The sequence below is a fragment of the Streptomyces sp. NPDC050617 genome, from assembly GCF_040654795.1.
Taxonomy (GTDB): Bacteria; Actinomycetota; Actinomycetes; order Streptomycetales; family Streptomycetaceae; genus Streptomyces.
This window is the reverse complement of sequence record NZ_JBFAIS010000031.1, coordinates 110,135-116,762: the sequence shown is the minus strand read 5'-3', so window position 1 is coordinate 116,762 and position 6,628 is coordinate 110,135. Positions and strand designations below refer to the sequence as shown.

Genomic DNA, 6,628 nt, shown 5'->3' with positions numbered 1-6,628 from the left:
TGAGTTCTCAAGGAACGGACGCTTCCTTCGTGACCGTTTCACCGGTCTCTCCGGGCGCTTCCCTTCGTTCTTGCGTTTCCGACTCTATCAGATCCTCGCGGCCCTGATTTCCGCCGGTGCGTTTCGGCCTTTCAGCTTCTTCGCGTTTCCGACTCTACCAGATCCGTTTTCCGTTCCGTTTCCGGTCGGAATTCTTTTCCGGTCCCCGTCGGAGGGGGTTTGCCTTTCGGCTGTTTCGACTTTATCAGATTCGTTTCGGCCGAACTGATCGGCTTCGTCTTTTCCGATAAGGATTCGAAGGTGCTCCGTCGGAATTGAATTCGCGACCGGAGCGAGTCAGAGACTAGCTGCTGCGCGCGAACCTGTCCAGTTCGTGGCAACCGTTCGAATCTACCTCCCCCATGGACCCGTGTCAACGGATTTTCTGGGGTGGAGAGAAGACTAGCAGGCCGACGTGGGGCGGTGCACATCGGCTGTCGGGTGGGCCGTCAGGCGAAGGACGAGGGCGGGGTCTCCAGGTCTTCGAGTTCGACGCCGGGGGCGGCCAGGACGACGTCGCCGGCTAGGTGCACCGCGTGCTGTTCGCCCGTGTCGAGGTCTCCGACCTGGTACTCGTCCACAGTCAGCGGGCCGTTGTCAGTGGCGTGTGCTGATCTGTTCACCAGGGCCCAGGACTGGTCGAGGGTGCGGGGTGCGAGGACGGGGGCGGTGAAGGCGACGAGGCGTACACGGGTGGCGGGGTCGCCGGGGGTCAGGCGCAGCAGGCGGGAGAGCGCGACGTAGAAGGCCGGGGAGGCGCCGGTGAAGGCGTGGGCGGGGACGTTGCCTTCGGTGGCGTGCTCGCCGGCCGGGTCGGTGCGGACCCAGGTGACGCCCTCCAGGGCGGCGCCGCGGACCTGCCAGCTCGCGGCGTGCAGCTCCAGGCGCAGGGGGCGGCCGAGTCCGTCGAGGGTGAGGTCGATGGAGCCGGCGTGGTCGCCGGAGGGGGTGGTGGTCTGCGCGACGTAGCGCCAGCCGGAGGGGCCGGGGGCGCAGTGGAAGTGTTCTTCGCCGAGGGGGGTGTGATCGTGCGGGTCGTGGAGCGCGTAGCGGCCGCGGGGCATGGTGGGGTCCTTGACGGGCATGGGACAGGCCCCCGCCCTGGGGGCGGGGGCCTGGTACCGGCTGCTGGTGCGGTGCGGTCAGTAGCGGTAGTGGTCGGACTTGTACGGGCCCTCGACCGGGACGTTGATGTAGGCGGCCTGCTCCGGGCGGAGCGTCGTCAGCTTCACGCCGAGGGCGTCCAGGTGGAGGCGGGCGACCTTCTCGTCGAGGTGCTTGGGGAGCACGTACACGTCGGTCGGGTAGGACTCCGGCTTGGTGTGGATCTCGATCTGCGCCAGGGTCTGGTCGGCGAACGAGTTGGACATCACGAACGACGGGTGGCCGGTCGCGTTGCCCAGGTTCACCAGGCGGCCCTCGGAGAGCACGATGAGGACCTTGCCGTCGGGGTACGTCCAGGTGTGGACCTGCGGCTTGACCTCGTCCTTGACGATGCCGGGGGTCTTCGCGAGGCCGGCCATGTCGATCTCGTTGTCGAAGTGGCCGATGTTGGCGACGATCGCCTGGTGCTTCATCTTGGCCATGTCGGAGGCCATGATGATGTCCTTGTTGCCGGTCGTCGTCACGAAGATGTCGGCGATGCCGACGACGTCCTCGAGCCTGGCGACCTGGTAGCCGTCCATGGCCGCCTGGAGCGCGCAGATCGGGTCGATCTCCGTGATGATCACGCGGGCGCCCTGGCCGCGCAGCGACTCGGAGCAGCCCTTGCCGACGTCGCCGTAGCCGCAGACGACGGCGGTCTTGCCGCCGATGAGGACGTCGGTGGCGCGGTTGATGCCGTCGATCAGGGAGTGGCGGCAGCCGTACTTGTTGTCGAACTTCGACTTGGTGACGGCGTCGTTCACGTTGATCGCCGGGAAGAGCAGCGAGCCCGCCTGCTGCATCTCGTAGAGGCGGTGGACGCCGGTGGTGGTCTCCTCGGTGACGCCGCGGATCTCGGACGCCAGCTGGGTCCACTTCTGCGGGTTCTCGCCGATGGTGCGGTTCAGCAGGGTGAGGATCTGGGCGTACTCGTCGTTGTCGGCGGTCGACGGGTCGGGGACCTCGCCGGCCTTCTCGAACTCGACGCCCTTGTGGACGAGGAGGGTGGCGTCGCCGCCGTCGTCCAGGATCGCGGTCGGGCCGCCGGTGGCGGCGTTCGGCCAGGTCAGCGCCTGCTCGGTGCACCACCAGTACTCTTCGAGCGACTCGCCCTTCCAGGCGAAGACGGGGATGCCCTGCGGGTTCTCGGGGGTGCCGTTCGGGCCGACCGCGATGGCCGCCGCGGCGTGGTCCTGGGTGGAGAAGATGTTGCAGGAGGCCCAGCGCACGTCGGCGCCGAGGGCTACCAGGGTCTCGATGAGGACGGCGGTCTGCACGGTCATGTGCAGGGAGCCGGTGACGCGGGCGCCGGTCAGCGGCTTGGCCTCCGCGTACTCCTTGCGGATCGCCATCAGGCCGGGCATCTCGTGCTCGGCGAGGGTGATCTCCTTGCGGCCGTAGGCGGCCAGCGACAGGTCGGCGACCTTGAAGTCCTGGCTGCTGGAGCTCGTGGTCATACGGGCTGCTCCTCCTGGGAAGGGCGTGCGAGGTCTCGGTGCGGCAGGGCTGCAGGGCAGGCGGGGACACACTTCTCCCCTTGCCGCGCAGCTCAGTCCGTCGGAGGCCCTCTCTCCCTCGGCCGGTCCGCCATGCGGGCCGCCCGACCGCCATCAGCAGCGACGTCTGGCTCTCGGTCAAAGCTACACCGATCGGCCCAGCGAACCCCAGCCCCCGTGGTCAACGGGGACTGGAGCGCGGCGGCCGACCAGCGGCGGAGCGGGCGGTCAGTTTTCGGGGCGCGCGTCCGCGGTCTGGGCCGGGGCGCGGTAGATGTCCGGTTCGAGGTAGATGACCCGGGCGATCGGGACGGCTTCGCGGATCCGGGCCTCGGCGGCGTTGATCGCGTCCGCGACCTCGGCGGCGCTGTCGTCGTGCTGGACGGCGATCTTCGCGGCGACGAGCAGTTCCTCCGGGCCGAGGTGGAGGGTGCGCATGTGGATGACGCGGGTGACGGTGTCGCCGTCGACGACGGCGGCGCGGATCTTGGCGACGGCGTCGGGGCCGGCGGCCTCGCCGAGCAGCAGCGACTTGGTCTCGGCGGCCAGGATCAGGGCGATGGCGACGAGCAGGACGCCGATGCACAGGGTGCCGACGCCGTCCCAGACGCCGTTTCCGGTGGCGAGGGCCAGGCCGACGCCGGCGAGCGCGAGGACGAGGCCGATGAGCGCGCCGAAGTCCTCCAGGAGCACGACGGGCAGTTCGGGGGCCTTGGCGCGGCGGATGAACTCGACCCAGCCCTGCTTGCCCCGCAGCTCGTTCGACTCCTTGACGGCGGTGCGGAAGGAGAAGCCCTCGGCGATGATCGCGAAGACCAGCACGCCGACCGGCCAGTACCAGTGCTCGACGGCGTGCGGTTCCTTGATCTTCTCGTAGCCCTCGTAGAGCGCGAAGACGCCGCCGATGGTGAACAGGACGATGGAGACGAGGAAGCCGTAGATGTACCGCTCGCGGCCGTAGCCGAAGGGGTGCTCCTCGTTCGCCTTCTTCTGGGCCTTCTTCCCGCCGAGGAGCAGCAGTGCCTGGTTGCCGGAGTCGGCGACCGAGTGCACGCCTTCGGCGAGCATCGAAGAAGACCCGCTGAACGCGAACGCGACGAACTTCGCGACGGCGATCGACAGGTTCGCTCCCAGCGCGGCGACGATCGCCTTGTTTCCGCCCGATGCACTCATGTGTGCGACGTGTCCCTTCCACCCCTGCTGACATGGCCGCCGCCCGGTGCCGGGGACGGTTTTGCCGTTCTTTTACGGCGGGTCATTGTTGCAGCACCGGGGGCGGTCGGCGCGTCAGGCCGCCACGGTGGCCCGGAAGACGGTGCCGTCGCCGGTCAGCTCGACCTGTTCGCCGGCCGGGACGTACGCCGACTCGCCGCGGGCGAGGGCCAGCTCGGCCCCCGCCGTGTCGCGCAGTACGGCCGTGCCGGCGGTGCAGAGCAGGATCTGGGGCGTGCGGGCGGCGGGGCGGCTGGGTTCGGCGCCCCGGCCCAGGTCGTAGCGGGAGAGGCGGAATTCGTCGGCGGGGGTCTCGTAGACCTCCTCGCCGCCGGCGTCGGCCTCCGGGCGCAGGACGCCGGGGGCGGTGGCCTCGAAGCGGACGATGCGCAGCAGTTCGGGGACGTCGACGTGCTTGGGGGTGAGGCCGCAGCGCAGCACGTTGTCGGAGTTGGCCATGAGCTCGACGCCGAGGCCGTCGAGGTAGGCGTGCGGGACGCCCGCGCCGAGGTAGAGGGCCTCGCCGGGCTGGAGCCGCACGTAGTTGAGGAGCATGGCGGCGATGACGCCGGGGTCGCCGGGGTAGTGCCGGGCGATGGACGCGTAGGCGGCGTACGAGTCGCGGTGCGGGCCGTCCTGCGCGCCGAGCCGTTCGGCGGCGGTGGCGGCCTGCGTCACGGTCTCGGCCATGGCGGCGCGGTCGGCGGTCAGGACGGCGGTGAGCACCTCGCGCAGCGCCCCGGACTCCGGTGCGGCGCGCAGGATGTCGACGTACGGCTTGAGCGAGTCGACGGCGAGGCCGGCGAGCAGGTCGGCGGCCTCGGCCGGGGCGCGGAAGCCGCAGAGCCCGTCGAAGGGGGTGAGCGCGCAGATGAGTTCGGGCTTGTGGTTGGCGTCCTTGTAGTTGCGGTGCGGGGCGTCTATGGGGACGCCGCGCGCCTCCTCGTCCGCGAAGCCCTCCTTGGCCTGGGTGAGGTCGGGGTGGACCTGGAGGGAGAGCGGGGAGCCGGCCGCGAGGAGCTTGAGGAGGAACGGCAGGCGGGGGCCGAAGCGCTCGGTGGACGCCCGGCCGAGCTCGCCCTCGGGGTCGGCGGCGATCACGTCGTCGAGCGGCGCGGGGCCGCTGCCCCGGTCGATGCGGGAGGGCGCGCCGGGGTGTGCGCCCATCCACACCTCGGCCTGCGGCTCGCCGGTGGGGGCGGTGCCGAGCAGTTCCGGGATGGCGGTGGTGGAGCCCCAGGCGTAGGGGCGCACGGTGTTGGCGAGGCGGTCCATGCGGAGCGGTTCCTGACTGTGCGGGGTGTGCTGGGTATCCGGGGTGCGCGGGCGCGTGCGGGCGGCTGGGCGCCGCGGCCCGGTCATGGTCGCGGTACGGAGGCGAGCGCCAGGTATACGGCGGCGAAGTCCGCGATGGCGAGCAGCTCGGCGGCGGCTTCCAGCGGGGTGCCCTCGGTGGGTTCGAGCTCGCTGACGGGGGTGTCGTGGTGGAGCGCGAGGTCGCGGGCCGCGGGGGTCGGGGAGGTGCCGGCGGGCTCCCGTTCGCGGAGCAGGACGACGCGGGCGTGCAGCGCCTGCGGGTCCTCGACGCGGTCGCGGAAGAAGTCGTCGGCGTCGGCCCCGGCGGCGAACGCGCCCGTCAGCAGGGCGGCGTGGCCGGTCAGCGCCTCGGGCAGCTCGGCGGCGAGCGCGGGGCGGCCCGCCAGGGCGGTGAGCGCGGTCGCGAGGTGGCGGCCGGCGGCGCCCGCGACGGGGCCTTCGGTCCAGATCAGCGGGAGGGTGTCGGCGAGCTCGGCGGCGAGGGTCTTGGCCGGGTTGCTGTACGTGGCGATGGCGGGCCCGCAGCGCTCGGCGACCTGGTCCAGCCGGTCGGCGAGGGACTGGAGGGCGGGCGGGGGCGCGGTGATCAGGCCGATGCGGTCGGCGAGCGCGATCAGCGGGGTCAGCAGGGACCAGAGGGCGCCGGGGGCGGCGGGCGCCTCGTCGTCGCGGTCCGCGCCGACGCGCCCCACGGGGCTGCCGGGGCTTTCGGGGTCCCCTTGGCCGTATGGGGGCGTGGGCTCGTACGGGCTCGTGTGCTCGTACAGCGCCTTGGCGAGCGGGACGGCGAGGCCGCGGGCCTGTGCGGTGGCCTCGGTGACCGGGGAGCCGGCGGGGGCGACGGAGACGACCGAGCAGCCGCGGCGGTACGCCTGCTCCAGGAGGAGGGGGAGGCCGGGTTCGGTCCCCTCCGGGCTGGCGACGAGGAGCAGGTCGAGCGGGCCGGTCCAGCCGGGCAGCGTCCAGATCAGGGCGCCCGCGGCGGACGCGACGCCGGTGGGCCGGATGAGGGTGACGGGGCAGCTGCCGCCGCCGAGGCCGGCGAAGAGGTCGGCGGTGCAGGCGGCGACGGGGCCGGGGCCCGCGACGAGGACGGCGCGGGGGCGGCCGTCGGGCTTGAGGTCCGCGATGCCCGCCTCGGCGGCGTCGCGGGCGGCGGTGCGGACGCGGGCGCCGGACTCGGCGGTGGAGCGGAGCAGGCCGTGGGCGTCGGCGCGGGCCAGCGCGGCCGGATCATCGAGGAAGGACTCGTCGAGCATGGGGCTTCGGCCTCCGATCGCCGCGGCGGTGCGCCTGCCTGTGATGCCGTCGTGGCGGTGCCGCCGTCGCGTACTGCCGTGTGCTGTCTGTATCCGTTGGTCACCGGCTGCCCGGTCCCGGCGGGGGCAGTCCCGCGCCCCGCCGGTCCGCGGGCCCGCCGG

Annotated in this window: 6 protein-coding genes; 1 reads left to right on the top strand and 5 read right to left on the bottom strand. The window is 72.1% G+C overall.

All coding sequences use genetic code 11. The annotated features are described in order from the left end of the window. Window positions 1-268 (top strand): hypothetical protein (locus tag AB0I49_RS32035; protein WP_363230652.1); only part of this gene is annotated, 268 nt, incomplete at its 5' end. 220 nt (window positions 269-488) lie between these two features. On the opposite strand, the gene AB0I49_RS32030 is transcribed toward AB0I49_RS32035, so the two are convergent. The 5 genes from AB0I49_RS32030 to AB0I49_RS32010 form a co-directional block, all read right to left on the bottom strand. Continuing rightward, entirely contained in the window at window positions 489-1,103 is a 615-nt protein-coding gene (locus AB0I49_RS32030) for a hypothetical protein (RefSeq protein WP_363230658.1), read from the bottom strand. A gap of 78 nt (window positions 1,104-1,181) precedes the next feature. Beyond that, entirely contained in the window at window positions 1,182-2,639 is a 1,458-nt protein-coding gene (gene ahcY / locus AB0I49_RS32025; protein WP_363230651.1) for an adenosylhomocysteinase, read from the bottom strand. Between the two features lie 267 nt (window positions 2,640-2,906). Continuing rightward, a complete protein-coding gene (locus tag AB0I49_RS32020; protein WP_363230650.1) occupies window positions 2,907-3,851 on the bottom strand; it encodes a cation diffusion facilitator family transporter in 945 nt (314 codons plus the stop codon). Window positions 3,852-3,965: 114 nt separating this feature from the next. After that, window positions 3,966-5,165, bottom strand: coding sequence for a mannose-6-phosphate isomerase, class I (gene manA, locus AB0I49_RS32015; protein ID WP_363230648.1), 1,200 nt, complete (start codon window positions 5,163-5,165; stop codon window positions 3,966-3,968). 83 nt (window positions 5,166-5,248) lie between these two features. Continuing rightward, complete coding sequence (locus AB0I49_RS32010; RefSeq protein WP_363230647.1) at window positions 5,249-6,466, bottom strand: SIS domain-containing protein; 1,218 nt, start codon at window positions 6,464-6,466, stop codon at window positions 5,249-5,251. Between the last annotated feature and the right edge of the window lie 162 nt (window positions 6,467-6,628).

What these genes read in the sequence shown, in the direction of transcription:
- ahcY (WP_363230651.1), bottom strand. Translation starts at nt 2,639, where the DNA reads ATGACCACGAGCTCCAGCAGCCAGGACTTCAAGGTCGCCGACCTGTCG.
- manA (WP_363230648.1), bottom strand. Translation starts at nt 5,165, where the DNA reads ATGGACCGCCTCGCCAACACCGTGCGCCCCTACGCCTGGGGCTCCACC.
- AB0I49_RS32010 (WP_363230647.1), bottom strand. Translation starts at nt 6,466, where the DNA reads ATGCTCGACGAGTCCTTCCTCGATGATCCGGCCGCGCTGGCCCGCGCC.
- AB0I49_RS32020 (WP_363230650.1), bottom strand. Translation starts at nt 3,851, where the DNA reads ATGAGTGCATCGGGCGGAAACAAGGCGATCGTCGCCGCGCTGGGAGCG.
- AB0I49_RS32030 (WP_363230658.1), bottom strand. Translation starts at nt 1,103, where the DNA reads ATGCCCCGCGGCCGCTACGCGCTCCACGACCCGCACGATCACACCCCC.